The organism is Pseudomonas caspiana (assembly GCF_040224095.2).
Taxonomy (GTDB): domain Bacteria; phylum Pseudomonadota; class Gammaproteobacteria; order Pseudomonadales; family Pseudomonadaceae; genus Aquipseudomonas; species Aquipseudomonas caspiana.
Genome location: NZ_CP167995.1, coordinates 4,256,267 through 4,282,135, shown reverse-complemented (window position 1 = coordinate 4,282,135; position 25,869 = coordinate 4,256,267). Strand labels below are relative to the sequence as shown.

Genomic DNA, 25,869 nt, shown 5'->3' with positions numbered 1-25,869 from the left:
TTGCCTGTGAACATGCGCCGGATTTTCACAACAGGCTGCGCCTCCGGCTGACGTTCGACATGCAATTTTCGGACGGAAATAAGGGGTTTTACGACAAGGTGGTCGCTGATGGCACGTCGATGTCGTTTCTCCGTGTCTTGATGTCGTTGACAGAGCATGTCGTATTGCCCTGCGGGTTGATGATCAAGGGGCGATACGGTGCATGCCATCGTTCGCCGAGTCACTGAGGCGTGAAAAAGTGCGCGGTGCTCCAAGGCTGGGCGCGGACTGCGGTCTTTATAAAAACGTTAACGACGCCTGACCCCATTGTCGGGCGCGAGACTACCGGGGAAGTAACGATGAAGATGCGGAAAATCCTGGGCGTGGGTGCGGCTCTGGCACTTGCTGTCAGTTCCACTCTGGCACATGCCAAAGAAGTGAGTATCGGTTACGTAGACGGTTGGTCCGACAGCGTTGCGACGACCAACGTCGCCGCTGTAGTGATCAAGCAAAAGTTGGGTTATGACGTAAAACTGCAGGCAGTTGCGGCCGGGATCATGTGGCAGGGCGTCGCGACGGGCAAGCTGGACATGATGCTGTCGGCATGGCTGCCGGTGACTCATGGCGAGTATCTGGCAAAGAACAAAGACAACGTTGTGAACTATGGCTCCAACTTCAAAGACGCCAAGATCGGTCTGATCGTGCCTGAGTACGTGAAAGCCAACAGTATTGAAGACCTCAAGACCGATGCATCCTTCAAGAAGAAAATTGTCGGTATTGATGCAGGCTCGGGCGTCATGATCAAAACCGATCAGGCGATCAAGGATTACGGTCTGGACGGTTACAAGCTGCAGGCCAGTTCCGGTGCCGGGATGATTGCCGAGCTGACTCGTGCTGAAAACAAGAAGGAGTCCATCGCAGTAACTGGCTGGGTGCCGCACTGGATGTTCGCCAAGTGGAAGCTCAAGTTCCTTGAAGACCCAAAAGGTGTTTATGGCGCGGCTGAAACCGTTGACAGCGTCGGCAGCAAAGAGCTGGCGACTAAAGCACCGGAAGTCGCCGAGTTCCTGAAGAAATTCCAGTGGAAGTCCAAGGATGAAATCGGCGAAGTCATGCTGGCCATCCAGGACGGCGCTAAACCTGAAGCCGCAGCCGAGGCCTGGGTTGCCAAGAACCCTGATCGCGTGAAGGAGTGGACTGGCAAATAAACTGCCACGTCTGACGGAAAAACAAGAACCGCCCGGTTTAACGACCGGGCGGTTTTTTTGTGCCGGCTATAAACGATAACGGTGTGTTTTCCACTTGCATCTCTTGCATCGTCGGAATGCGGCCCAGGCCAGGCACCACCCATGTGAAATCGTATTCTGCTGTGGGAGCCGAGCGTGCTCGCGATAAACGATAACGCGGTATAGCTTCCTGCTGCGTCTCATGTATCGCAGGCAAGCCTCGCTCCCACATAGTCCGCGCTATTCCTTAGGCCCGGTTTCAGCCCGCAATGTCGTTCTAATACTAAGGTCGTCTGGAGCGCTTGCCAGACCGGACTAAAGTGCAATGTGTGACATCTCATCTGTGCTGCGAGGACAAAAACAATGAACGACAGCATTTACCTCTCGATTCAAAACAGCCCCCGTTTCAAGGAGCTGGTATCCAAAAGGGAGCGTTTCGCCTGGATTCTTTCGGCGATCATGCTTGGGCTCTATGCCGCTTTCATCCTTTTGATTGCTTATGGACCACACATTCTGGGCGCGAAAATTAGCGCTACTTCGACTATTACCTGGGGAATGCCGATTGGGGTCGGCCTGATCCTGTCTGCATTCGTGCTGACTGGCATCTACGTTCGCCGTGCCAACGGTGAGTTCGATGACCTGAACAACGCCATCCTGAAGGAGGCACAGCAATGATCGGGCGTCTATCAGCAGTATTCGGCCTGGCTGCCTTCGCACCGTCGCTCTGGGCGGCAGATGCGTTGACGGGCGCTGTGCAAAAGCAACCGTTGAACACCTCGGCGATTGTCATGTTCCTGGTGTTCGTTGCGTTCACGCTGTACATCACTTACTGGGCATCGAAAAAGAACAAGACAGCATCGGACTATTACTCTGCGGGCGGCAAGATTACCGGTTTTCAAAACGGTCTGGCCATCGCCGGTGACTACATGTCGGCGGCGTCCTTCCTGGGTATTTCCGCGCTGGTGTACACCTCCGGTTATGACGGCCTGATCTATTCGATCGGCTTCCTGGTGGGCTGGCCGATCATTCTGTTCCTGATCGCCGAACGCCTGCGTAACCTGGGTAAATACACCTTTGCTGACGTGGCGTCCTATCGTCTCAAGCAGAAAGAAATTCGCACCCTGTCCGCCTGCGGTTCTCTGGTGGTGGTTGCGTTCTACCTGATTGCGCAGATGGTGGGTGCCGGTAAGTTGATCCAGCTGTTGTTCGGTCTTGACTACACCGTTGCGGTAATTCTGGTCGGTATTCTGATGTGCCTGTATGTGCTGTTCGGCGGCATGCTGGCTACCACCTGGGTACAGATCATCAAGGCAGTCATGCTGCTCTCCGGTGCGTCGTTCATGGCGCTGATGGTGATGAAGCACGTCAACTTCGATTTCAACCTGCTGTTCGCCGAGGCGGTCAAGGTTCACCCTAAAGGTGAAGCGATCATGAGCCCGGGCGGTCTGGTGAAAGATCCGATCTCGGCGTTCTCCCTGGGCCTGGCACTGATGTTCGGTACCGCAGGTCTGCCACACATTCTGATGCGCTTCTTCACCGTGAGCGATGCTAAAGAAGCTCGCAAGTCGGTGTTCTACGCAACGGGATTCATCGGTTACTTCTACATCCTGACCTTCATTATCGGCTTCGGCGCGATCCTGCTGGTCAGCACCAACCCGGCGTTCAAAGATGCAGCGGGCGCTTTGTTGGGTGGTAACAACATGGCAGCGGTGCACCTTGCCGATGCGGTGGGTGGCAGTCTGTTCCTTGGCTTTATCTCGGCAGTAGCGTTCGCGACCATTCTGGCCGTTGTTGCCGGTCTGACCCTGGCGGGTGCTTCGGCAGTGTCCCACGACCTGTATGCAAGCGTGATCAAAGCCGGTAAAGCCAACGAGAAGGACGAAATCCGTGTCTCGAAGATGACTACGATTGCTCTGGCAGTTGTGGCAATCCTTCTGGGTATCGCTTTCGAAAGCCAGAACATCGCGTTCATGGTCGGCCTGGCGTTCTCCATCGCAGCCAGCTGTAACTTCCCGGTACTGTTGCTCTCCATGTACTGGAAAAAACTGACCACCCGTGGCGCCATGATTGGTGGCTGGATGGGCTTGATCAGTGCTGTGGTGCTGATGATTCTTGGCCCAACCATCTGGGTTTCGATCCTGCATAATCCGAAACCCATCTTCCCGTACGAATACCCGGCGCTGTTCTCTATCGCCATCGCATTCGTGGGTATCTGGTTCTTCTCGATTACCGACAAGTCCAAAGCAGGGGAAGACGAGCGCGCCTTGTTCTACCCGCAGTTCGTCCGCTCGCAGACTGGCCTGGGTGCCAGCGGCGCGTCGTCGCACTAAACAGTAATAAGTGCTCTACAAGAAAGCAGCCTTCGGGCTGCTTTTTTGTTGCTTGATTCTGTAAGAGTCATCAAAGGTTACGGCGGTCGCGATGGCGGTGTGTCAGACACAACGCTATCGCGGCCTCGCGGCCCTCGTGCGCTTCTACAGAAACTAGTTGGGTTAGATAATCAGGTGCGTTTTACTAGTTCAGAATTGGAGCCTGGTTAGTTATCAACCCAATAAAAAGCCCCGCTATAAGCGGGGCTGTTTTACTGCTGGCGTGGGAACGTTATATCCGTCCCAGCAACACCAGAATCAGCAGAATCACCAGTACGGTACCGATGATGCCCGACGGACCGTAGCCCCAGCTGCGGGAGTGCGGGAATACTGGCAGACCGCCAATCAACAGCAGAATCAGGACGATGATAAGAATAGTGCCGATGCCCATGATGAATTCCTTCCTTAGTTCTTGGTAGATGGCTAGAACAGTTCAAGCTTCCGCCCGATGGCATAAAGTTTGTGCTGCTTGAATGATCCGACTGTAGGCGTTCGGAAAAAGTCCATCGGAAACGTGAGAAAGTTTACATTTTGAAAAAAGTTTATAAGTGCCAAAATCAAGTTGAACTTTAAACCTCTGTAACTGTTTTCATTTTTCAACGGTGTGTCGGGCCGCTCTGGCTGAGGACTTTTTTATGTTCTACCGACTGGGTGCTGATGCTGTATTGGTCATCCATCTCCTGTTCATCGTGTTCGTGCTGTTTGGCGCACTGCTGGTTTTGCGCTGGCGGTGGCTGGTGGTGCTGCATATCCCCGCGATGATCTGGGGGGCGGTGGAGGAGTTTTTTCACCTCTACTGTCCGCTGACGCCTCTGGAAAATGCACTGCGCGTTCGCGCTGGCGGCGCGGGTTACGAGGCTGGCTTCATCGAGCATTACCTGATCGCACTGATCTACCCGGCAGGCCTTACACCGCAGATCCAGTTGTGGCTGGGCGGTGTGGTACTGGGTTGCAACCTTGTTGCGTATGGCTGGCTGATCACTCGTTTGCGGCGCAAAGGCACGTAGGCCGTGGGTTTGCCCGTGTCATTCAGCGTTCTGATGTTAGGTCGAAGCGACGATCCTCGTGGTTACACTGGGCTCACTTGGTAAAAAACATGAGCCCTCAACCACAAGGCGTTTTCTATGCAAAATCGCATCATGATCACCGGCGCAGGTTCCGGCCTGGGTCGCGAAATCGCTCTACGCTGGGCCCGCGAGGGCTGGCGTCTGGCATTGTCTGACGTCAACGATGCTGGTTTGCAGGAAACCCTCAAATCTGTGCGCGAGGCGGGTGGTGACGGGTTTGTTCAGCGCTGCGATGTACGCGACTACAGCCAGCTAACGGCACTGGCTCAGGCTTGCGAGGAAAAGTTTGGCGGCATCGACATTATCGTCAACAACGCCGGTGTGGCCTCGGGTGGTTTTTTCAACGAGCTGTCCCTGGAAGATTGGGACTGGCAGATCGCAATCAATCTCATGGGAGTGGTCAAAGGCTGCAAAGCTTTCCTGCCGATGCTGGAGGCAAGTAAAGGCAAAATCATCAATATTGCGTCCATGGCTGCATTGATGCAGGGGCCGGCGATGAGTAATTACAACGTCGCCAAAGCCGGCGTGGTGGCGCTTTCGGAAAGCTTGCTGGTCGAGCTAAGCGAACAAGAGGTCGGGGTGCATGTGGTGTGTCCGTCGTTTTTTCAGACCAATCTGCTGGACTCCTTCCGCGGGCCAACTCCGGCAATGAAAGCTCAGGTAGGCAAACTGCTGGAAAGCTCACCGATTACTGCATCGGATATTGCTGAATACATTTACGACCAGGTTGCCCAGGGCCAATTCATGATCCTGCCGCACGAGCAAGGGCGCATGGCCTGGCAACTGAAACAGAAGAATCCACAGGCGCTGTATGACGAGATGACCAGCATGTGCGCGAAGATGCGGGCCAAGGCGCGACAGGGCAGGGAATAGATTACCGACGATGAAATGCAGTCTCTGTGGGAGCCGGGCTTGCCCGCGATAAACGATAACTCGGTGCATGCCTGTAAATAAGGTTGACCCTATCGCGGGCAAGCCCAGCTCCCACAGCTCTTACGAGTCCGCATGAGGTTTTTCTGATACGGTTGCGGCCATCCATCGCGACCGTTGAAGAGAATGTCTGTGCTCAACTATTTCTGGTTTTTCCTGGCGGCTCTGTTTGAGATCGCCGGCTGTTATGCGTTCTGGATGTGGCTGCGCCAGGGTAAAAGCGCGCTGTGGGTGATTCCGGCGCTGATCAGCCTGACCTTTTTTGCAGTCTTGCTCACTCGAGTCGAAGCGGCATATGCCGGTCGTGCCTATGCGGCCTATGGCGGAATCTATATCGTCGCTTCCATTGCGTGGCTGGGGATCATCGAGCGTGTCAGGCCAATGACATCAGACTGGTTGGGTGCGGCGCTCTGTGTGATCGGTGCAAGCATCATCTTGTTCGGTCCGCGCTGGTCCGCGCCGTAACTTTTCCTACCTGATTGATCTTCAAGTAAGACGTTTCTGTCGGCTCGATCCGATGGGGGTGAAGGACGTTACTGATTTACTTCTAGCCAATTGATGCCTGCAGACAGGCCATGCAATCTGCCCTCCGGTTAACAATAAGAGAGTAGAAAAATGCTGGTGATAATGCGCGATATTGGGGAGGTATTTTCGATCGGCGATGAGGTCACCGTACAGATCCTCGCCATCAACGGTAACCAGATACGCTTGGGCATCGAAGCGCCCAAGGACGTCAAGGTCCATCGGGCAGAGGTCTACAAGCGTATCGCCCAAAGGAATTCGCAACAGGCGGCAAAGGCAGGGCCGCAAGTGCCTGACACCGACTCCTGATTAGTCGAAAAACTCTTTGGGTACATCATGTTTGAGCATGAGCTGACACTGTTGACTTTCCAGGTCGAAAAAAATCACCGCCTGGCCTTTGCTCAACGCATGACGTACACGTAAAACGCGGGTTTCCAAAGGCGTTTCATCGCCATTGTCGGTGCCGTCGCGGGTGACAAAGTCTTCAATCAGGCGCGTAAGGGTGTCTGCTTCGAGTTGGTCGTGGGGGATCAGCATGGGCGTTCTCGCATCAATTCCCGGCGATGATAGTGCCGATGTCTGGAAAATGCAGGGGAATAATCGTGGTTTTACCTATGCGAGGCTTGCCCGCGATAAGGCTAGCGCAGTAGGCAGGCATACCACGTTATCGTTTATCGCGAGCAAGCTCGGCTCCCACTGGACATATTTCAAGCAGGGGTTTGTTACTCCACCTCTTCCCGATGCTGCCCAACCAGGCTGTCCACACTCGGCACGCGGGTGTCGGTTTCCATCTGGGTGTCGTGCTCGATCTGATGACTGAAGCGCTCCAGGGAAGACTGCGCCGGTTGTGCATCGCTGGCAAAAACTGGCGGACTTAGCATGTAAGCGCCCAGTAGACGGCTCAGCGCGGCGAGGCTGTCGATGTGGGTGCGCTCGTAACCATGAGTGGCATCGCAACCAAACGCGAGCAGGGCGGTGCGGATATCGTGGCCTGCGGTGACCGCCGAATGAGCATCGCTGAAGTAGTAGCGGAACATGTCACGACGCACCGGCAGTTCATTTTCACTCCCCAGGCGCAGCAGGTGACGGGACAGGTGATAGTCGTAAGGGCCGCCGGAATCCTGCATCGCCACGCTGACCGCATGTTCGCTGGAGTGCTGGCCAGGGGCGACCGGTGCGATGTCAATGCCGACGAACTCACTGACATCCCAAGGCAGTACACCTGCAGCGCCGGTGCCGGTTTCCTCGGTAATCGTGAACAGCGGATGGCAGTCGATCTGCGGCTCGGCGCCACTGTCGACGATGGCCTTGAGCGCTGCCAGCAAGGCGGCGACACCGGCTTTGTCGTCCAGATGGCGGGCGCTGATATGACCGCTTTCGGTGAATTCCGGCAATGGATCAAAGGCCACGAAGTCACCAATGCCAACCCCCAGCGATTCACAATCGGCTTTGGTGGTGCTGTAGGCATCAAGGCGCAGCTCGACGTGATCCCAACTGATGGGCATCTCATCGACAGCAGTATTGAATGCATGACCGGACGCCATCAGCGGCAGCACGCTACCGCGAATCACGCCGTGATCGGTGAACACGCTGACGCGGCTGCCTTCGGCGAAGCGGCTCGACCAGCAACCAATGGGTGCCAGTGACAAGCGACCGTTGTCTTTGACTTCACGCACGGCTGCGCCAATGGTGTCCAGGTGCGCAGAAACTGCGCGGTCAGGGCTGTTTTGCTTGCCCTTCAATGTGGCGCGAATCGTGCCGCGACGGGTCAATTCAAAAGGGATGCCCAGTTCTTCCAGACGCTCGGCGACGTAGCGCACGATGGTGTCGGTGAAGCCTGTCGGGCTTGGGATCGCGAGCATTTCCAACAGGACTTTCTGCAGGTAGTTCAGATCCGGTTCGGGGATTTTATTTGCAGTGGTCATTGGGGTACTCCTCAAAATGCTAAAGCTTCACACCGTTTTTCTGTAGGAACTGCCGAAGGCTGCGATTGGGCTTTAAATCGCGTTCGCAGCCTTTGGCAGCTCCTACAGGGATCGGCGCGGCAAACAATTCACACGTGCGCAGGCAAGCTGTGCGGGAACAGCAGATCAACGAATTTCTCTGCCGTTGGTTGCGGTTCATGGTTGGCCAGGCCAACCCGTTCGTTAGCTTCGATAAATACATACTCGGGCTGATCGGCAGCAGGAACCATCAGGTCCAGGCCCACCACCGGGATATCCAGCGCGCGAGCTGCACGGACAGCAGCGTCGCTGAGCACCGGATGCAGAATCGACGTTACGTCTTCCAGGCAGCCACCGGTGTGCAGGTTGGCGGTACGGCGCACTGCGAGGCGTTCGTCCATCGGCAAGACACTGTCGAAGTCATAACCCGCGTCGCGCACCGTACGCTCGGTTTCTTCATCCATGGGGATCTTGCTTTCGCCACTGGTTGCTGCAGCGCGGCGACGACTTTGGGCTTCGATCAGTTGACCAATCGTGTGGCGACCGTCGCCCACCACTTCCGCAGGGCGGCGAATGGCGGCGGCGACTACTTCAAAACCGATCACGACAATGCGTAGATCCAGCCCTTCATGGAAGCTCTCCAGAATGACGCGGGTATCGAACTGTCTGGCACGCTCAATGGCGCCGTGCATTTCCTCCGGAGTGCGCAAGTTCACAGCAACGCCCTGGCCCTGTTCGCCATCCAGCGGTTTGACGACGATCTGCTGGTGCTCCTCAAGGAACGCCAGATCAGCTTCTTCGTCACCTGCCCGTTGCTGGGCCGGCAGCTTCAAACCTGCCGCTTTCAGCGCTTTATGCGTCAAGCTTTTGTCCTGACACAAGGTCATGCTGACTGCACTGGTCAGGTCGCTTAGGGATTCCCGGCAGCGAATCCGGCGTCCGCCATAAGCCAGCGTAAACAAACCGGCTTCGGCATCATCAACCTGCACTTCGATACCGCGACGATGAGCTTCTTCAACAATAATCCGCGCGTACGGATTGAAATCCGCTTGCGGGCCGGGACCGAGGAACAGCACTTCGTTGATACCGTTTTTGCGCTTGATGGCGAAGGTCGGCAAATTACGGAAGCCGAGCTTGGCATACAAAGCCTTGGCTTGATGGTTGTCATGCAGCACTGACAAGTCCAGATAGCTCAGACCACGGCTCATGAAGTGCTCAACGAGATGGCGCACCAGCACTTCACCAACGCCAGGGCGTGTGCATTGAGGATCTACCGCCAGGCACCAGAGGCTGCTGCCGTTTTCTGGATCATGAAAGGCCTTGTGGTGATTAAGGCCCATCACGCTGCCGATCACCGCGTTAGTCGTTTCGTCTTCGGCCAGCCAGTACACCGGTCCGCCCTGATGACGTGGCGTCAGCAGTTCGGGATCAATGGGTAGCATGCCGCGGGCGATGTACAGATTGTTGATCGCCTGCCAGTCAGCGCTGTTCTGCGCACGTCGAATACGAAAGCCTCGAAAAACACGCTGCGACGGGCGGTAATCGCTGAACCACAGGCGCAGAGTGTCCGACGGGTCGAGAAACAGCTGCTGCGGCGATTGAGCCAGCACCTGCTGCGGCGCGGCTACATACAGAGCGATGTCGCGCTCGCCCGGTTTCTCGTTGAGCAGTTCGTTGGCCAGTGCAGCCGGGTCGGGATAGGTATGACCGATCAGCAACCGCCCCCAGCCGCAATGCAGCGCAAGCGGCGTGGCGTCAGTGTCGCTGCCGTCTTCGGCAAATCGCGCCTGAAGACGTTCATACGATGGCGACTGACCGCGCAGCAGGCGCTGGCTGTATGTCGTCGAATGCTGTTTCATCAATTAAAGTCCTTGTTCGCTGAGCCACAGGTTCAGCGCTGCCAACTGCCACAACTTCGAGCCGCGCAGAGGAGTCAGTTGACCTTCCGGGTTGGTCAACAGTTTGTCGATCATGGCCGGGTTGAACAGGCCGCGATCCTGGCTTGGGTCCACCAGCAAGTCGCGTACCCAGCCCAGCGTGGCACCTTCAAGATGCTTGAGGCCCGGTACCGGGAAGTAGCCTTTTTTACGGTCGATGACTTCCGAAGGTATGACCAGACGTGCAGCTTCTTTCAGGACCTGTTTGCCGCCATCGGGCAGCTTGAATTTGCCGGGAACACGCGCCGACAACTCCACCAGTCGATAGTCGAGGAACGGTGTACGCGCCTCCAGGCCCCAGGCCATGGTCATGTTGTCCACGCGTTTGACCGGGTCATCAACCAGCATGATCGTGCTGTCCAGACGCAAAGCTTTGTCGACTGCAGCATCGGCGCCCGGCTGAGCGAAGTGCTCCCGAACGAAGTCGCCTGCTGCATCATTGGCAGTCAGCCACTTGGGCTGCACCGTGGCCGCGTATTCGTCGTAGCTGCGGTCGACGAACGCATCGCGATACGCTGCAACCGGGTCGGCTGCGCCATCCACTTGCGGATACCAGTGATAACCGCCGAACAGCTCGTCTGCACCCTGGCCGCTTTGCACCACTTTGCAATGTTTGGCGACTTCACGGGACAGCAGGTAAAAAGCGATGCAGTCGTGGCTGACCATCGGTTCGCTCATGGCACGGAACGCCGCAGGCAATTGCTCGATGATCTCGTGTTCCTGAATGCGCAACTGGTGGTGATTGGTGCCGTAATGCTTGGCGATCAGGTCCGAATACTGGAATTCGTCGCCACGCTCGCCGCCTGCATCCTGAAAGCCGATGGAGAAGGTCGACAGGTTCTCGACACCGACTTCACGCAGCAATCCAACCAGCATGCTCGAATCGACGCCGCCGGAAAGCAGCACGCCGACATCAACTGCAGCACGTTGACGAATAGCAACGGCTTCGCGAGTGCTGTCGAGCACACGATCACGCCAGTCTTCCAGAGTGAGGTGGGTCTCGTCAGCGTGTGGACCGTAAGGCAGACGCCACCAGACTTTCTGCTCGGTCTTGCCATGTGCGTCGATGCGCATCCAGCTGGCAGGCGCGAGTTTTTCCACACCGGCAAGCAATGTGCGCGGGGCAGGGACCACAGCGTGGAAGTTCAGGTAATGGTTGAGCGCTACCGGGTCGAGCATGCCGCTGATGTCGCCGCCCTTGAGCAGAGCGGGCAGCGTCGAGGCGAAACGCAGGCGTTTGTCAGTGCGCGAGAAATACAGCGGCTTGACACCCAGACGGTCGCGAGCAATGAACAGCTCTTGCGTGTCGCGATTCCAGATCGCGAAAGCGAACATGCCATTGAGCTTGGGCAGCATATCAACGCCCCAGGCGTGATAACCCTTGAGCAACACCTCGGTGTCGCCTTCGGAATGGAACTGATAACCCATGCTTTGCAGCTCGGTGCGCAGTTCCGGATAGTTATAAATCGCACCGTTGAAGGCCATGGACAGGCCAAGGTGACTGTCGATCATTGGCTGCGCCGATCCGTCCGACAGGTCCATGATTTTCAGGCGGCGATGACCAAGGGCAATCGGCCCCTGGCTATGAAACCCCCACGCATCCGGGCCGCGAGGCGCCAGCTCATGGGTAATGCGTTCAACAGCGGCCAGATCCGCTGGTTGATGGTCGAAACGTAGTTCACCTGCTAATCCGCACATAAGTCCTTACCGGTTTTCCGTTGGGGAGGAGGCTGAGAAAGTGCAGCCACCCAGAAACTGACCCATGGGAAACGGGGGAGTTTTAGATCAATCGGTTATAAGCAGGTGTTGGCTAGCCGAATATCTATAGCAGCCAAGCTCATGTGAGGCCCACACCAGCTGGCAGGAGCGAACTTGTTCGCGAGGGCGGTGTGCCTGAATCACCGCGTGAAGCCTCTCGCGAACAAGTTCGCTCCTACCATTGATTAGTCTGCTTGAGATCACAGGCATCGCTTTATTGGCTGCCACTCAAGGCGTTCGCAGGTCCATCCGCTAGAGGCCTACACCCACGTGCGCGGAACCGCAACCCGGCAGGAGCGAACTTGTTCGCGAGGGCGGTTTGCCTGAATCACCGCGTGAAGCTTCTCGCGAACGAGTTCGCTCCTACCATTGATTAGTCGCATCGCTTTATGGCTGCCACTCAAGGCGTTCGCAGGTCCATCCGCTGGAGGCCTACACCCACGTGCGCGGAACCGCAATCCGGTAGGAGCGAACTTGTTCGCGAGGGCAGCGTGCCTGAATCACCGCGTGAAACCTCTCGCGAACAAGTTCGCTCCTACCGGTCCCGAGTCTGGTTTAAAGCGAGGGATCAATAGCCGGTTATCTCCAGATAACCCACGCCCTTATGACTGCCACTCAAGGTAATCGGGCCTTCCCAGTAGGGGATCTGCAAATCCATCCAGGCCTTGGGGTTCAGCGCTTCGGTAATGATCTCCAGACCCTTGCCGGGAATCTTTACCGACCAGCGAGTGGGCATGTCGTGACCTGCAACGCGGGTATTGGCCAATGGCGACAGGCTGATGTCTTTGGCGGTCAGCAACTGAGTGCTGCCGTCAGCGTTGATCCATGTGCCCGTCAGATACGGCTCACCCTGTTTCTGGCGCATGCGATACAGCATCAGTTCTTCGCCGCTGTCCAAGTGCACCGAGAACCAGTCCCAGCCGGTCTGGTTCGCGGTTAGCGGCTGGCTGCTCCATTCGCGATCCAGCCACGCAGGGCCGCTGACTTGATAGCGTTTGCCAGCGATGGTCAGGTCGCCCTCGGCCTGAAAATAGGGCTGACTGTAGTAGTACGAAGCCTGGCCCTGCTCGGATTTCTGACTGAAACCCTGTGTGCCTTGCAACACCAGCGGTTTGCTGGACGTCAGGTTAAGTTGATAAGCGAACTGCGGACCCTTGGCCTGAAGTTGCATGTCGCTCAACGGGTCTGCTGTGGGCGACGTGCTGTGCAGTTTCCAGTCGTCTATCCAGGCCGAAAACGGCGCAAGGTTCACGCCCGCTTGCTCGACGCCACCGCGGGCATAACGCTCCGCCGCGTAGTGCTGCGTGGCTGAGGTCACGGCGGCATGGCCCATCCAGATCGTGCCGTCGTTCCAGCCGGAACCCTGGTTGCCAGCCCGCAGCGCATTGCGGAACAGCGTCCATTGCACGCCGAAATTCTGCCCTTGCTCGTCTTTGAGATTGGCCGTGATATACCACCACTCAATGCGGAAGCTCGGGTGTGGTCCGTGATCTGCCGGGAAGGCGAACTCGCGGCCTGGTGTGACCGGCGTGAACTGTTCGGCCTGATTACCCATTCCGGCGAAACCCTGCTCGGGTTCGGCAGGCTTATCGCAGCCAGCAAGGGTCAGCAGCATCAGCATGAGCAAGAGATTAGTTTTCACTGGCAAACGTCCTCAGCAGATCGGCCGGGCGAGTGCGGGATAGCTTCCACAGCGGCCATGCGGAGGCGAGGAGGGTGTCAAGCAGTGCCAGCGCGGCCAGTTGCAGCAGCTGTAGCGGGAATACATGCAGCGGCAAACGCCAGCCAAAGGCCTGCACATTGATCACTGCATCCAGACACCATGCCAGTAACAGGCCCAATGGCAACGCCAATACCAGCGTCAGTACCGCGAGCAACCAGGTCTGGCCGAGGTTGAGCAGCATCAGCTGTCGTCGTGTGACACCCAGCGCCCACAAAGGCGCCAGTTGGCCGAGACGGCTTTGACTCTGGGTCAGCAGGCTGATGAACAACGCAATGCCCGCCACGGCCAGCGTCAGGCTGTTGAGGGCGGCGGTGGCGGCGAAGGTGCGCTCAAAAATCTGCGTGGACCAGCCTTTGAGCTGGCCCTGATCGATGATGTGGTTATCGTCCAGAGCGAAGCGCTGTTGCAGGGCGCTGAGCAGCGCGGGCACCGCGGCCGGATCGATGCGCAGGTTGAAACGATTGGCAGCCAGTTGGGGCCAGTGGCGCAGCAGGTGTTCGGAGTTGACCAGCAGATGACCCTTGGGATTGCCGTAGTCGGCGTAGATACCCACGATGCGTGGCGTCCATTGGCCGTCGGGAACTGGAATTGCCAGACTTTCGCCAACGTTCAGTTTGAGGCGACGGGCCAGTTGTTCGCTGATCATCACGCTGTCACTCTGGACCAGTTGATCCCACGGATCGCCACTGGCAGCCTCCAGCAGCGGCCAATGTTCGCGGTAGGTTGAATGATCCACCACACCGAACAGGTCCGCGGGCCAGCCTTGTAGCTGGATCGACACCTGTCGGTTCGGCAGTATCGCGCTGACCTCGGGCTGTTGCTTGAGCCAGGCCTGAATTTCAGGGGCTTGGGCCGCGTTTTGCGGCGTGACGTACAGCTCGGCAGTCAGGCGCTGTTCGAGCCAGTTGCCGAAGGTTTGCCGAAACCCGGACGTCATGCTCCCCGCGCCGATGTTCGCCGCCAGCGCCAGCAACAAGGCCATCAATGCCAGGCTGAGAGCGGGTAGTTGTTGACGGCAATCTGCAAGAAACCATTGGCCCAACACTGAACGGCTGCGTCCCAGCAAGGTATTGAGCAGACCATTGAGAAGCACCGGCAAACCCAGAGCGGCAGATAGCAATAGACTGCCCGTCAAGACGAAACCTGCGGCGAGACTGTCACCCAGCACCAGCGCGGCCAATGCAATCAGTGCTGCACCGCCAGCCACCCAGCCCTGGCGTTGCAGCCAGCGGCTGTGGGCCTGATGCCAGGCTTGCGGGTTGGCCAGCGCCAGCAGGGGCAGACGCGCCGCGCGCAGCAGACTGTTAGCCCCGGCCAGCAATGCACCCAGCACGCTCAAGCCAAGGCCACCCAGCCACCAGATCGGGCTCAGGCTCAGTTGGCCTGCGACTTCGGCACCATACAAACCGCGCAGGCTGGCTGCCACATCGGGCAGCAGCAGACTCGCCAACAGATAACCGCTGGCAATCCCGAGCAGGCCGCCGAGCAAGGCCAGAACACCCAGTTCCATGCTCAGTGCCGAGATCAACATTCTGGCGCTGACCCCGCACGCGCGCAGATTGCGCAGCAGTCCGCGTCGCTGCTCCAGCGCCAGGCCGATGGCCGCATGCACGATGAACAGACCGACGATGAAGGCCAATACGCCCAAGGCGTTAAGGTTCAGATGGAAGCTTTCGGTGAGACGCGTCAGGTTGTTCTCTTCGCCGCTTTTCTTCAGTTGAAGCTGACCGTTCAATTGCGGCGGCAACACAGGATTGCTCGCGGCGAAGTCTTTGGGCAGCAGCAGACGCGACACGTGATGAGGCATGTCCAGCAGTGGCTGAGCAAAGCCGATATCCGTGACCAACACGCCGGGCGCCATATCCACTCGACTGTGCAGCGGTGGCAGGCGCTGGCCGTTGCTGGTCAGCGGTTGTTGCCCTTCATGCAGGCCTAGCGCTTGCAGCGTCTGGGTCGCGATCCAGGTCTGGCCGGGCGGCGTGAGGAAGTCGACGATTGCGTTCAGGTCTAGAGTCTGTCCGGCAACCGCCGTACCGCTGGGCAATGACACCGGCTCGATGCCCATCAGTTGCACACGACGGTCTTCCAGCCCTTGAAGAAAGATTCGGCCCTGCACCACGGGCGATACGGGCCAGCCCTCACGGCGCAGGTTGATGAATACATCTTGTGAAAACGTCGCGTTGTTGGCGGTGGCCAGACTGCTTTGTGGTTCACCGCCGATCAGTTGGCTGGCCTGGGCATAGCTCTGCCGCGCCTGACTGTTGAGTGCCTGAACACCGGTCAACAGCGCGGTTGCCAGCCAAAGGCCGGTCAATACGCTGAAAAACTGCACCGGGTGACGTCGCCAATGGCTAAGCAGGGCGCGCAGTGTCCAGTAGAAAACCCGCACCTCAGCGACCGCTCCCGGTTGCCAGGCGACCGTGATGCAGGATCACTTTGTGAGTCAGACGCTCCGCCACCCGCGGGCTGTGGGTCACCATTAACAGGCTGGTCGAGCTGTCGGCCAGCAGGTCCAGCAGTAATTGCAGGACTTCATCGCTGGTGGCTTCGTCGAGGTTGCCGGTGGGTTCATCGGCCAGCAGTAAACCGGGGCGCGACGCCAGCGCCCGGCCAATGGCTACTCGCTGCTGTTGGCCGCCGGAAAGTTGCTCCGGATAGCGCTTGAGCAAATCCCCAAGCCCCAGTCGCTCCACCAGCTGTGCCTGCCATTGCGGATCATGACGCCCAGCCAGCCGCGCCTGAAACGCCAGATTGTCCTCGACCTTGAGGCTGCCGATCAGGTTGAACTGCTGGAACACCAAGCCGATTTCCGTGCGTCGCCAGTTGGCCAGTTGTGCTTCGTTCATGCGATCCAGCCGCTGCCCGGCGATCTCGATCTGCCCTTCGTCAGCCTGATCAAGGCCCGCCACCAGATGCAGCAACGTGCTCTTGCCGCTGCCGGATTCACCCATCAATGCCAGGCTGCTGCCGTTCTGCAGAGATAAATCCACCCCACGCAACACCGCCAGCGGACCTTGCGCAGTGGCGTAGCTCTTGAAGACGTTTTTTACTTCAAGCATGGGCTACTCGAGTGGTGGGTTGGGAGGGGGAGGATAGCAATATTGTGTACATATCCGGTTTTGTGATCACGGCTGATATTGGTTGCGCTTTTACAGCGCGTAACTTTTGATGGATCCGGAAGCCGGCCCAGACAAAAGTAACCAAAACGCTCTTGCCCCACCACTGGGTGCCTCGCTGGTGCTCGGCATGCCCGTAATCCGACATTGCTGCGTGGTTTAACGGGGCGCTTAAGATCAAAATCAAAAGCGCGGCGGCCTGATAGCCGACCTGATTGTGTGAACTTACCGATATTCTGTAGGAGCTGCCGAAGGCTGCGAAGCGGTGTGTCAGACGACGTCTGTGTTGGCTGTGCTGACGTCTCGCGAACAAGTTCGCTCCTACCGGTCCGAGGTGAAACTGCTGCCTTTGATCTGCTTTTGATTTTGATCTTAGCCGCCCCGGGCCATGGATGGCCCATTGCGGCGGCCCACGGTTCAGGATCTGCGGGCGGGTACACCGAGCGACAGCGAGGTGCCGAGTGGTGGGGCAAGAGCCTTTTGCTTACTTTTGGCTGGGCCGGCTTCCGGCTCTTTTCAAAAGTGAGGCGCTGTAAAAGCGCAACCATTAGCAGCATTAACCGAAATAACGGATATGTACGCAAAAAATCATTGCGTATCTAACAAGCGCGACCCATATCACTTCCCCCGAATCAATTCCCGCAACATGAACCGGTTCGGATGGCAGGCTTCTGCCACGTTGCGGGGTAGCGGCAGCGTTTCGTTATCGAGCCAGGCCGCGAGCAGTTCAGCGCACAGTGGCGCGGTGATCAGGCCGCGTGAGCCATGGCCGCTGTTGATGTACAGGCCGTCCAGCCAAGGGCAGGGCGCTTCGGGTATCTGTCGGGCGTCTTTACTGAGTGCAGCATAGGTCTGGACAAACGTGCCCTTGTCCGCCAACGGTCCGATGATCGGTAGATAGTCCGGGCTGGTACAGCGGAAGGCCGCCCGGCCCTCCAGTTGTTCCGTCGGCAGATGAGTAGTGTCGAGACGCTCACTCAGGTCCGGCGAGATTTCCTGCAGCAGCTGCAGATTGCCCAAATGGTCCGCCGTGGTAGTGCTCAGATCTTCATTAGTGAAGTCGAAGCTGGCCCCCAGCGTATGTTCGCCAAGTCTTGCCGGAGCGACGTAGCCTTCGGCGCACACCACTGTGCTCAGCGCTTTGCTGGCCTCAGTTTGCGCCAGGCGCGTGATCTGCCCGCGAATACGCTTGAGCGGTAACGCAGCACTCAATGGGAATTGCTTGATATCGGCCGCACCCGCAAGAACCACCACCTCTGCCTGATCGAGCAACAGATCACCGTCCCAAGCGTGCCACTGGCCGGACTCACGACGCAGCTCGACGACGTTGTGATGCAGCTGCACGCGAATATTCGGATGACTGACATGTGCATGACACAACGCAGGCGGGTGCACCCAGCCTCCCTCAGGAAAGAACAGGCCTCCCTGACCGAGCTGCACACCGCTGCGCGCTTCGGCAGCCGGCTTGTCCAGCGGATGCAGCAGTTCCTCGGGAAATGCCGCCGCCAGTTGTGCCTGCCGCTGAGCTTCCTTGTCGTTGAAGGCAAGTTGCAGAACACCGCATGCATCCCAATCGACACCTTTTTGCAGGCGCTCCAACATGCGGCGGGTGTAGCCGAAGCCGCTGAGGATCAACTGCGACAACGCCGTGCGGTGTGCAGACAGCTTCAGGTAAAGCACGCCCTGCGGATTACCCGACGCTTCCTGAGCAAGGTCGTTATGGCGCTCTAACAACGTCACCTGCCAGCCCCGTGCTGCGAGGCTTGCAGCGGTGGTGCAACCGGCCATGCCGCCGCCGATCACCATCGCCTTGCGGTCACCAGTCAGCGGTGCCGGGCGGGCGAACCAGGGTTTGATCGCGGGTGTTGGCGCGGCATCCTCCGGCCAGCCAAGGAAGGTGCCGCGCAACACTTCCCACTTGTGACCGATGCCTGGCACACGCTTCATTTTGAAACCCGCAGCGTTCAGGGCGCGACGGACCCAGCCAGTGCTGGTGAACGTGCCGATGGTCGAATTCGGTGCGGCGAGTCTGGCCAGTTCGGCGAACAGTTCAGGTGTCCACATTTCCGGATTTTTTGCCGGGGCGAATCCATCCAGAAACCAGGCATCGATCTGCCCATCCAGTTGCGGCAGCATGTCCAGGACATCGCCGATCAGCAGGGTCAGCGTTACCCGTCCGCTGTCGAACACCAGACGCTGAAACCCCTCATGCACGGCCACATATTGCTCAAGCAAAGGCCCCGAGAAAGGCGATAGCTCTGGCCACAGAGCCAGCGCGCGGTGCAGGTCTGACTGGCTGAGGGGGAATTTTTCGACGCTGACAAAGTGCAGCCGTGCAGACGCAGATGCGCACTCGGCGAACAGCTGCCAGGCGCAGAGAAAATTCAGCCCGGTGCCAAATCCGGTCTCGCCAATCACCAACCGACCATTTTCCGGCAATGCGCTGAAACGATCGCGCAGATCGTTCTGCACCAGAAATACGTGTCGGGTTTCTTCAAGGCCTGCTCCTGTCGCGAAGTAGACGTCGGAAAACTCCCGAGAGTGGGGGTTGCCCTGTTCGTCCCAGTCGATCTGGGCATGGCGGGTGATGGTCACAGTCTGGCTCGGCTTGTGGGCGGGGGCGTGCATATTAGCGCAGCGCGCACTGGACCTGTAGGCACGGGGTTTACTGCACGACTGGGCATGTAGCAAAAAAACAACCCCGGTATTAACTATCTACCGCTTCTGGCGCTGTAGAAACTGATCACGTGCAGACTTCTTTTATAGGAGTTGTGCAATGAACCCGCCTGTAATCCAGACCCATCAGGGCATCGTCAAAAATACGCTGCCGTCCTGGTATGTCTACACCACCGCTGAGCTACGTCAGCGCCTGCACCGCGACATGTTGCGCAGTCACCACTTACGCGACCAGATGCAAAAGGCACTGGGCGGCATGCAGGACCTCACGGCATTTGCCCGGCCCATATTGTCCAGGGCGCTGACCCAGGCATTCGGGCCGGGGCTGGACATTGATCGCGATCACTTTCGTCATGTCCGTTTTGCGCAAAGCATATTGCCGTTACCGGGCCAACTGGTAGAACGCACTTCCACTGTGCAGTCGTTACTCGAGGCTGCGCTGCAGAACTTTCATCAGGAAGAGGTCGAGGAGGTCACTGCCGACTCGGTGATTTTTCAGGGCAAACCCAACCTGGCGACTTTTGCAGCGGGTACCAGCTTTCCCCATCCGCTGAAGATTCCCCCCGCAAAATTCATGACGTTGTGTCGAACGCTGGACTTGGGCGGGCAATATCAAGCCCATCTCAAGCGTGTACTGGAGCCTGCTGCCAGCGAGCTTCCAGCGGGAGCGCTCAATGCTGCCCAGATCAAGGAATTGCTCAGTCATCAGGTGCGCAATGCGTTGTATGTCGAGGCGCATCTGGCGCACATGAAGGGCGACGACGTTCTCTCCAATGGCGCTTATCGTTCGGTCCTGGCGGCGAGCGGGCATTGGGCGGAAAAGGGCCGGGTCGAGGCTGTACATATCCAGAGCCTGACCCTGCTCGGTTTCGCGGTGCGCGACATACTGGTTTTCCAGACCCGTGACCTGAGCGGCTGCGTGGTGTACCTGCCTGGCGATCCGTCTTCGCCGCTCAAGGAATACGACTCGCTGGATCACTTCATGAAAGAGCTGCGCGCAAAACTCAGGAGCGTCGGCTATCAGCAATATTTCGCCGGTTTTATTGCGCAACGGCGCAGGGCGGAGTTTCTCGGCAAGCTTCGCGCCTGCCTGACCCCTCATCGATTGCGGCCCGTACCAGGCGACACAGGTTTGATCGCCAGAAAATGGAAGGTGCCTGAGGTGGACGAGAATGCCGATCTTCGAGTGTGCGCCGAGACCCTTCCATACCCGTTGCTGGAGCACTTGCATTTCCAGCGAATGCTGCGCATCAAGGACGATGCCCGATCGTTGGCGGTGCCCACTGGCGATGAGGATGAAGCGTCACGCAGAGCGCGCCTTGCTCATTACCTGGCGTTGGGCATGAACGTGGTCAATATGGCTGCGTTGTTTGTGCCGATGCTGGGCGAAGTGATGATGGTGGTGGCTGGTGCGCAATTGCTGGTTGATACCTTTGAGGGCGTTGAAGCCTGGGTGGTGGGTGATATGGAGCAGGCGCTCGAACATCTGGCCAGCGTCGCGCAAAACCTGGCAATGCTTGCCGCGTTTGCTGCTGCCGGTAAAGTCGCGTCTCCAGGCGAGTTGCCTGCCATCACCGAGTCCTCTTTTGTGGGCAAGATGATCCCGGTCAAGCTGGAGAATGGTCAGACGCGACTGTGGTCGCCGGATCTCACCCCTTTCGCCAGTGATGTGATTCTGCCGCAAGGCATGAAACCCGGCGCCGAGGGCATTTTCGAGCATCAAGGCGTGAAATATGTGGGCCTGCAAGGCCGTTTTTATCGTGTCGAGCTGGATACGGCATTGAACAAATGGCGGATCAAGGCGCCACGCGCTAACCGTTATTCTCCACCGCTTGAGCACAACGGCGCGGGGGCGTGGCGACATGAGGGCGAGAATCCCCTGACCTGGGACGTGAAAACCTCATTCAGACGCCTGGGGTATTCCGTAGAGGCGCTTTCTGATCAGGCGGTTGAAGATGTGCTCGCGGTGACCGGTACCGACCAGACACTGCTCGCCACACTGCACCTGGAGTCCCTGCCGCCGCCTTCGGCGTTGACGGATGCGGTAGAGCGGTTCGGGTTGGACGAGCAAGTCACCCGGATGAAAGACGCCGACCCTGAATCGCAGTTTGATCGACTGAATCAGTTACGTGAGATCAGCGATGATCCGCTGGTGCAGCTCATCAAACGTGATTTTCCGGGCATGACGTGCGCTGGGGCTCGTGAATTGTTGAGCGAAGCCGGTACGGAGCAACTGGCGAGTATGAAAGCGACGCAATCCATTCCGTTGAATATCGCTGGCAGGGCGCGTGGCTACCTGCAGCAGACCCGTATCGATCAAGCCCTTGAAGGCTTCTTCCTGAAGTCCCCGGCAGCCAGTCCAGACACGCTGAAACTCTCCCTGCGGGGGCTGGAACAGTTGCCGGGCTGGCCGAGAAACCTGCGGATCGAAATACGCGACGAAGAGTTTGGTGGAACATTGCTTGACGGTATAGGTGAGCGCTCCACTCCCGAGCGGAGAATTCTGATCAAAAAGGGCGATCTCTATACGCCTTGCGAGGCTTCGGGAAACAAGCTTGCGCCTCAGGACACGTTTTTCGCCTCAATTCTGCATGCTCTGCCCAAGGCTGCCATACGCGACATCGGCCTCACCAACCCCGCTGCATTGCGCAGCCGGATTGTCAGCCAAGCAACCCGCCAGCGTAACCGGGTCGCGAAGATACTGGGGCTGCAGGAGATCACTCCAGGGTTCCGAGGCCCAGTGCGTCTGGCTGATCGGCGCTTTGGTTATGTGCTGAGCGGTCGAGGCGCGGCGTTACCCGATTTGCCAGCAGAGTCTGTTGAGCTGATTGCAGCGCTGAGCGTGCTTTACCCGGAAGTTCCCAGTATGGCAGTCCATGTACAGAATCTGCTTTATCGGGGCTGGAGTATTCCGCAATTAGTAGAAATGACACAGGCCAGATTGCAATCCTGGGAGATGTTGCGCAGTGCGTTGGAGGGTTGGGTAAATCCTGTCGGGCCTGGACGTGCGATCAGCAATGAACAGTTTGCTGTTCGCCAGGCTATTGCCGAGGCGCTGGCGCGCGCCTGGCGTTTTAGTGACCGGCTGTCGCCAATGCATTCCAGCAACATGCTCTTGGAAAATATTGATCTGACCGGCTTCTCCGACATGCCCGAGTTGCCTGCTCATTACGCGGAAATTCATTACCTGACGCTGAGTGGTGTCACGGGGGGGATGGAAGATGTAAACCGCTTTCTGGGGCGCTTTGCGCATGTGACCCGTCTGGAAATCCTTGGCCGTGGTTTGTCGGCAGTACCAGAAAGCGTGGCGAGTATGGGGAGTTTGGTCCACCTGTCACTTGAAGGCATGGGGCTCACGATTGATCAGCAAGCCATGGAATTGTTCATGAGAATACAAACACTGGACGAACTGGACCTGTCCGGTAATGTGCTCGGCGAGATTACTGACGTGAGTCGTCTTCGGGTGGCAACCCTGTGGCTTAACCAGACAGGACTGACCCAGTGGCCATCTTGGGTTGAAGACCTGCCGTTACAGTCGCTGGATATCAGTGACAACCAGATCACTCATCTACCTGATCACATTATCGAAAACAGTGTGGGCCAACCGTCGCAGTTGACCATTCACGCTTATGAAAACCCTATCAACTTTGAGGACTTGCGCAGGTTCTGGATCAATGATCGCGGCTACGACATGACCTATCGCCTTGAATTTGATTTCCCCGAGGAGATCCGGGAGCTGGTCGTAAATACCACTTCCAGCGATGAAGAAACTTCCTCGGACGACGATGTTGGTTGGCATGCTCATAACGCCGGTCATGTACCTCTTGCTCCTCCTGTGCCATCGATGGAAATCTGGCTTGTCGAGGGGCGAACCGAGTTGAACTCCAGATTGAGCTCCGCATGGCAAACGGTCGCAGGGGCCGGCGATGCGCCCAATCTGCTGGTATTGCTGCAGAGACTTCGCGAGGCCCCGGACTTCCAGCGCTTTCACGAAGAGTTGGCCAATGATGTGATGAGGGTGCTTGAAGCTGCCGCAGAGAATCCGATATTGCGCGCTGAGCTGGAAACCATGGCCGATGATCGTCTGTTCGGTGCAGACCAGACCTGTGAAGACGGCGCGAGGCTTATTTTCAGCGATATTCAGGTGGCAGTTTACGCGCAGAGTGAGTTGCAGGGCGTGCCTGAGGCGCAGCACACCGAGGTGCTGTTCCGGGTCCTGCGTGGTCTGTTTCGCCTCAATGAGGTGCAGACGATCGCAGATCTGGAAATCGCCAGCCGCGAAGCGCGCGGTATTCATGTTGATCATGCGGAAGTACGTATCGCGTATCGAATCGGCCTGGCTCAGGATCTGAACTTGCCGGGCCAGCCATTGAGCATGGCCTGGAGCCGACTCGCCTCGGTAGATCGACAGGCGATTCTGAGTGCTCGACGTCTGGTACTGGAGCGCGAGCTGAGTGACGAATTTGTAAACTATGCGCTGGCTGATCGCCGCTGGAACGAGCGCCTGCGTGCTGAGCATCAAACCGATCTGGAGCGTGTCACCGCTTCCATCAAAGCGCAGATGGATGCCCTTGAGGAGCACCCACCGGTGGATGCAACCGAGGAGCTGCGCCGCCGCTCGGAGATCAATATCCGTCTGATGGCCGCCCAGATGACTACCGATCTGGAGACGTTTGGCCAGGCGACTCTTGAGCTTGAAGAACTGACCGCCAATCCGCCCATTGATAACGATGAGTACGACCGGCAAGGCCGGGCCTTGATCGCGAGCCTTAGTGCGGCCGAAAAAGCATTGCTGGAACAGTTGACCAATAACATGCGCCAGCAATGGTTCTGATTCATTGATCCATCCCCGGCAACTTTGCCGGGGATGGATTAGTCTGAGATTTGCCGGCGATTACATATCTTGTGGTTGTGGGAGCCGGGCTTGCCCGCGATACAGGCGCTGCGGTTTATCAGGCAGACCGCGTCATCGTTCTTCGCGAGCATGCCTGGCTCTTACAGGGGCATCGTCGTTGCAGATGTTTGTGTGGGTTTAGGCTAGAGGAGTCATGCATGTTCGAATCCGCTGAAATCGGTCACGCCATCGCCAAGGAAACCTACGACGCTGAAGTGCCCGCCTTGCGCGAGGCGTTGCTGGAAGCGCAATACGATCTTCATCAACAGGGCAAGCGTCAGATCATCGTGTTGATCAATGGCATTGAAGGCGCGGGCAAGGGCGAGACGGTCAAGCTGTTGAATGAATGGATGGACCCGCGCTACATCGAAGTGCGCACCTTCGACCAGCAAACCGATGAAGAACTGGCACACCCGGCAGCCTGGCGTTACTGGCGGCAATTGCCAGCCAAAGGCCGAATGGGGGTTTTCTTCGGCAACTGGTACAGCCAGATGCTCCAGGGCCGGGTTCACGGCTTGTTCAAGGACGCGGTACTCGATCAGGCAATCAACGGCTCCGAGCGGCTTGAAAAAATGCTCACCGATGAAGGCGCGCTGATTTTCAAATTCTGGTTTCATTTGTCGAAGAAACAGATGAAATCGCGCCTCAAACAGCTCAAGGACGATCCGTTGCACAGCTGGCGTATCAGTCCGCTGGACTGGCAGCAATCGAAAACCTACGACAAGTTTGTCCGTTACGGCGAGCGCGTATTGCGTCGTACCAGCCGTGAGTACGCGCCGTGGCATGTCATCGAAGGCGTCGATCCGTATTACCGCAGTCTGACCGTCGGCCGATTGTTGCTTGAGGGGATGCAGGCGGCGCTGAACGCTCCCAAGACCAAAGCGCAGCCTCTGAGCGTTGGACCGCTGGCGCATAACCATGACGAAGTCACGCTGCTGGGCAGCCTCGACATGAGTTTGAGCCTGGAGAAGGATGATTACGAAGAACAGTTGATTACCGAGCAGGCGCGTCTGTCGGGCAACATTCGCGACAAGCGCATGCGTAAACATGCATTGGTTGCGGTGTTCGAAGGCAACGACGCGGCAGGAAAGGGCGGTGCAATTCGTCGTGTTGCCGCAGCGCTCGATCCGCGCCAATACAACATCGTGCCCATTGCCGCACCCAGCGAAGACGAACGCGCCCAGCCTTATCTCTGGCGCTTCTGGCGACAGATTCCGGCGCGGGGCAAGTTCACTGTTTTTGATCGTTCCTGGTACGGTCGAGTGCTCGTGGAACGGGTTGAGGGTTTCTGCAGCGAGGCCGACTGGTTACGTGCCTATGGCGAGATCAATGACTTCGAAGAGCAACTGACCGATGCCGGGATTGTGGTGGTCAAGTTCTGGCTGGCGATTGACGATAAAACCCAGCTGGAGCGGTTCAAAGCTCGGGAGAAGATCCCTTTCAAGCGGCACAAGATCACCGAAGAAGACTGGCGCAACCGCGAAAAATGGCCGCAGTATCGCGAGGCCGTGGGCGATATGGTGGACCGCACCAGCACTGAAATTGCGCCGTGGACATTGGTTGAAGCCAACGACAAACGCTGGGCGCGGGTGAAGGTGCTGCGCACACTGAACGAGGCACTGGAAGCGGCGTTTGCCCGGGACAAGAAGAAGTAGTTTTGGTGTCAGTGTTGACTTAACTCCAGGTGAGACCTCAGCGCCTGTATCGCGGGCAAGCCTCGCTCCCACAG

General features: G+C 57.7%; 18 protein-coding genes. 9 read left to right on the top strand and 9 right to left on the bottom strand.

Annotated elements, in window-relative coordinates; all coding sequences use genetic code 11:
- Window positions 1–338 precede the first annotated feature (338 nt).
- From ABRP31_RS19430 to ABRP31_RS19420, 3 genes are all read left to right on the top strand, one after another.
- On the top strand, window positions 339–1,187 hold the full coding sequence (locus tag ABRP31_RS19430) for a glycine betaine ABC transporter substrate-binding protein (protein WP_087265442.1): 849 nt from the start codon (window positions 339–341) through the stop codon (window positions 1,185–1,187).
- 381 nt (window positions 1,188–1,568) lie between these two features.
- Window positions 1,569–1,880, top strand: a complete 312-nt coding sequence (locus ABRP31_RS19425) for a DUF485 domain-containing protein (RefSeq protein WP_349972074.1) — start codon at window positions 1,569–1,571, stop codon at window positions 1,878–1,880.
- Window positions 1,877–3,535, top strand: a complete 1,659-nt coding sequence (locus tag ABRP31_RS19420; protein WP_087265444.1) for a cation acetate symporter — start codon at window positions 1,877–1,879, stop codon at window positions 3,533–3,535. The genes ABRP31_RS19425 and ABRP31_RS19420 overlap by 4 nt, the downstream gene beginning before the upstream one ends.
- 271 nt (window positions 3,536–3,806) lie before the next feature.
- Here ABRP31_RS19420 and ABRP31_RS19415 read toward each other — a convergent pair whose 3' ends face one another.
- Window positions 3,807–3,965 (bottom strand): DUF3309 family protein, encoded by a 159-nt coding sequence (locus ABRP31_RS19415; protein ID WP_080238018.1) that lies wholly within the window; start codon window positions 3,963–3,965, stop codon window positions 3,807–3,809.
- Window positions 3,966–4,209: 244 nt separating this feature from the next.
- On the opposite strand from ABRP31_RS19415, the gene ABRP31_RS19410 reads away from it, so the two are divergent.
- The 4 genes from ABRP31_RS19410 to csrA all read left to right on the top strand — a co-directional run bounded on the left by ABRP31_RS19410 (window position 4,210) and on the right by csrA (window position 6,402).
- Window positions 4,210–4,581 carry a DUF2784 domain-containing protein gene (locus tag ABRP31_RS19410; RefSeq protein ID WP_349972075.1) on the top strand — a complete coding sequence of 124 codons (372 nt, stop codon included), beginning with the start codon at window positions 4,210–4,212 and terminating at the stop codon, window positions 4,579–4,581.
- 117 nt (window positions 4,582–4,698) lie between these two features.
- Entirely contained in the window at window positions 4,699–5,514 is an 816-nt protein-coding gene (locus ABRP31_RS19405; RefSeq protein ID WP_349972076.1) for an SDR family oxidoreductase, read from the top strand.
- Between the two features lie 189 nt (window positions 5,515–5,703).
- Complete coding sequence (locus ABRP31_RS19400) at window positions 5,704–6,036, top strand: YnfA family protein (RefSeq protein ID WP_349972089.1); 333 nt, start codon at window positions 5,704–5,706, stop codon at window positions 6,034–6,036.
- Window positions 6,037–6,186: 150 nt separating this feature from the next.
- A complete protein-coding gene (gene csrA / locus ABRP31_RS19395; RefSeq protein ID WP_349972077.1) occupies window positions 6,187–6,402 on the top strand; it encodes a carbon storage regulator CsrA in 216 nt (71 codons plus the stop codon).
- Here csrA and ABRP31_RS19390 read toward each other — a convergent pair whose 3' ends face one another.
- The 8 genes from ABRP31_RS19390 to mnmC all read right to left on the bottom strand — a co-directional run bounded on the left by ABRP31_RS19390 (window position 6,403) and on the right by mnmC (window position 19,165).
- Window positions 6,403–6,630: a YheU family protein gene (locus ABRP31_RS19390; protein ID WP_087265449.1), complete on the bottom strand. Its 228-nt coding sequence runs from the start codon at window positions 6,628–6,630 to the stop codon at window positions 6,403–6,405. It abuts the gene before it with no gap.
- Between the two features lie 185 nt (window positions 6,631–6,815).
- A complete protein-coding gene (locus ABRP31_RS19385) occupies window positions 6,816–8,018 on the bottom strand; it encodes an osmoprotectant NAGGN system M42 family peptidase (RefSeq protein WP_087265450.1) in 1,203 nt (400 codons plus the stop codon).
- Between the two features lie 128 nt (window positions 8,019–8,146).
- Entirely contained in the window at window positions 8,147–9,895 is a 1,749-nt protein-coding gene (ngg, locus tag ABRP31_RS19380) for an N-acetylglutaminylglutamine synthetase (RefSeq protein ID WP_349972078.1), read from the bottom strand.
- Between the two features lie 3 nt (window positions 9,896–9,898).
- A complete protein-coding gene (locus ABRP31_RS19375; RefSeq protein ID WP_349972079.1) occupies window positions 9,899–11,671 on the bottom strand; it encodes an N-acetylglutaminylglutamine amidotransferase in 1,773 nt (590 codons plus the stop codon).
- 628 nt (window positions 11,672–12,299) lie between these two features.
- A complete protein-coding gene (locus ABRP31_RS19370; RefSeq protein WP_372489454.1) occupies window positions 12,300–13,352 on the bottom strand; it encodes a lipocalin-like domain-containing protein in 1,053 nt (350 codons plus the stop codon).
- Window positions 13,353–13,362: 10 nt separating this feature from the next.
- Window positions 13,363–15,843, bottom strand: a complete 2,481-nt coding sequence (locus ABRP31_RS19365; protein WP_349972081.1) for an FtsX-like permease family protein — start codon at window positions 15,841–15,843, stop codon at window positions 13,363–13,365.
- Window position 15,844: 1 nt separating this feature from the next.
- A complete protein-coding gene (locus ABRP31_RS19360) occupies window positions 15,845–16,513 on the bottom strand; it encodes an ABC transporter ATP-binding protein (RefSeq protein ID WP_349972082.1) in 669 nt (222 codons plus the stop codon).
- Window positions 16,514–17,188: 675 nt separating this feature from the next.
- Window positions 17,189–19,165 (bottom strand): bifunctional tRNA (5-methylaminomethyl-2-thiouridine)(34)-methyltransferase MnmD/FAD-dependent 5-carboxymethylaminomethyl-2-thiouridine(34) oxidoreductase MnmC, encoded by a 1,977-nt coding sequence (gene mnmC / locus ABRP31_RS19355; RefSeq protein ID WP_349972090.1) that lies wholly within the window; start codon window positions 19,163–19,165, stop codon window positions 17,189–17,191.
- A 181-nt stretch (window positions 19,166–19,346) separates the two neighbouring features.
- Here mnmC and ABRP31_RS19350 point away from each other — a divergent pair, with 181 nt between their 5' ends.
- Both ABRP31_RS19350 and pap read left to right on the top strand, forming a co-directional pair.
- A complete protein-coding gene (locus tag ABRP31_RS19350; protein WP_349972083.1) occupies window positions 19,347–24,080 on the top strand; it encodes a dermonecrotic toxin domain-containing protein in 4,734 nt (1,577 codons plus the stop codon).
- A 218-nt stretch (window positions 24,081–24,298) separates the two neighbouring features.
- On the top strand, window positions 24,299–25,795 hold the full coding sequence (pap, locus tag ABRP31_RS19345) for a polyphosphate:AMP phosphotransferase (RefSeq protein WP_087265457.1): 1,497 nt from the start codon (window positions 24,299–24,301) through the stop codon (window positions 25,793–25,795).
- Window positions 25,796–25,869: the final 74 nt, after the last annotated feature.